Here is a 2,074-nt window from a genome sequence, read left to right on the forward strand (position 1 = left end):
AAAAAGGAGTAGATCATTGCTGCTCGCTGTGCTGCCTGATGTGATCCTGCGAACAGGTAGTTTTTCCTTCCCAGGGCTACAGGTCTGATCCTGTTCTCCACGGTATTGTTGTCGATTTCGAGTACCCCGTCCAGGAGATAGTTTGACAGCTCTTTCCATAGTCTCATGGTATAGGCCATGGCCATACCGATGGCACTTTTTGGAAGTGTCTGGGCATAGTTTTCGGTCAGCCATTTGGAAAAGGCATCTATAACAGGCAGGGCCTTGTCCAGCCGGTAAGCTTTTCTGTCTTTTGGAGTCAGCTTCTTTTCCCTGCAATGGGCCTCGATCTCATAGAGTTTCCCGATAAAGACCAGTGCCAGTTCTGCCCTTGCCCTGTCATTTTCCTGGGCCTCAAAGAATTTTCTCCGTGCATGTGCCCAGCAGCAGAGGTGGGTGACACCCGGTAATGCGGCATACGGGTCATAGCCAATATAGCCGTCGGTCTGCAGGTATCCTTTAAACCCTTCCAGTATCTTTTGGGGAGCCTCTTGATTACGGCCTTTCTGGTAATCAAACAATACGGTGCCGTCCACAGGGTTATGGTAAACCCAGTAGTAGCCCAGATGGGTGTCTTTCTTTTTGGTGCTGTCCAGTACTTTGATGGTGGTTTCGTCCGCCTGAAGGTATCCTTTCCCGCAGGTGTCTTTTACCAACCAGCCGTAAAGGATTTCCAGCCGCTCGAGCCCCTGTCTCACCCAGCCGTCCAGTGTGGAGGAGGCGATTGGGATGTTTTCCCGTTTGAAGCGTTGGAGCTGTCGGTATAGCGGGAGGTGATCTACGTATTTATCTGTCAGGATGGAAGCGAGCAAACCTGTTCCCACGATGCTTTTGTCAATCAGGCGGGAAGGGAGTGCTGCGATGACTATCGGGGATTTATCATCCTGGGCTTTGGATACATACTTATAACGGATGTAGCGGCGGATGATAAACTTGGCCGGCACGTAGTCCAGTTCTTCAGTGATTTCTTTGCCGATGCAGGTCATCTCTTCCAGATTGCCTTCAGGATACAACTCGATCTCTTCCACGGGGAGTTGTTCGGGCAGTTTTGTCCTGCCGGGATGTCCAGCGCCGGATTTCCTGCGGACATACTCCACCTTTTGGGTGAGTTCTTCCTGTAGGACTTGCTGTACTTCGGCTGTGGTTTCAAAAGGCAGACTCAGCTGGTCAGGGGACTCAAAGCGCTCCCGCTTCTGACCGAAGAGCATCTTTTGAAACTTGGCAAGAATCCCCTCCAGCTTTTCGATGCGCTGATCCCGCTCGCCCAGTAGGGCGATGAGTTCGGCAGTGGAGAGCTGGTCTAGGGGTTTGTTCATGCACCGAAAATAACACCCCGGAAGAAGCGGTCAAAGCATTAGTTTCCCACACCACCTGTGGATAAACAGTCCCCCGAGAATGATTATTGTCTTAACTCATAAAATACTGCCACGGTATCCTCAGGGCCTGTTCCTTTCCCCAAAACCTGAACCCCGGTCGATAAAAAAGGAGTAAAAATCCTGAAAAAAATCCTCAGGGTCGGGTAAATCTGGGAAGCTGACGGGATTCCAGAATCCTGATGCCCTCGACCATCAGCACCAGTGAACTCCAGGGGAGTTTGCCGCCAGCCTCCATTCCCTCGGGTGGCCGGAAGGTACCTTTTTCCAGCCGCTTGTAGTAGATCACCAGTCCGCCGGCTTCCCAGTGGAGCAGCTTGACCAGGGTTCGGCTGCGGTTCAGGAAGATGTACACTTCCCCGGACAGCGGATCCCGGTCCAGTGAATTGCGGACCAGACCGCAAAGCCCGTCAAAGCCTTTGCGCATGTCCACCGCCCCGCCGAAAAGAAAGAACCGGTGCGAAGATCCTAAGGCAAACATCTTACAGCTTGACCAGTAGCTCAAGCAGTGACAGATCCTGGATCCCCCGAATCCTTACACCATTGGGATAGACTACCTCAAGATCGCCAGAAGGCAAAGAAGGGCTCACTTCAGTGAAACCGGATGAGACAGCCGTAGCTCCAGCTCCTACTTTTCGGTACCAATAGGAGAAGGTGGGCAG

The 2,074-nt window shown here is 52.3% G+C and carries 3 protein-coding genes; all 3 read right to left on the reverse strand.

All coding sequences use genetic code 11. The features are described 5' to 3' along the window. On the reverse strand, positions 1 to 1,355 hold a 1,355-nt coding region (tnpC, locus tag AAA943_RS21735), incomplete at its 3' end, for an IS66 family transposase (RefSeq protein ID WP_338226524.1). A gap of 193 nt (positions 1,356 to 1,548) precedes the next feature. Beyond that, positions 1,549 to 1,893 (reverse strand): IS66 family insertion sequence element accessory protein TnpB, encoded by a 345-nt coding sequence (gene tnpB, locus AAA943_RS21740; RefSeq protein WP_338219503.1) that lies wholly within the window; start codon positions 1,891 to 1,893, stop codon positions 1,549 to 1,551. Between the two features lies 1 nt (position 1,894). Then, positions 1,895 to 2,074: IS66 family insertion sequence element accessory protein TnpA (gene tnpA / locus AAA943_RS21745; RefSeq protein WP_420915626.1), on the reverse strand; the 180-nt coding region annotated here is incomplete at its 5' end.

It is taken from the genome of Algoriphagus confluentis, from assembly GCF_036245625.1.
GTDB lineage: Bacteria > Bacteroidota > Bacteroidia > Cytophagales > Cyclobacteriaceae > Algoriphagus > Algoriphagus confluentis.

Excerpts from the sequence above, each read along its gene's own strand:
- tnpB (WP_338219503.1), bottom strand. The coding sequence starts at position 1,893 with ATGTTTGCCTTAGGATCTTCGCACCGGTTCTTTCTTTTCGGCGGGGCG.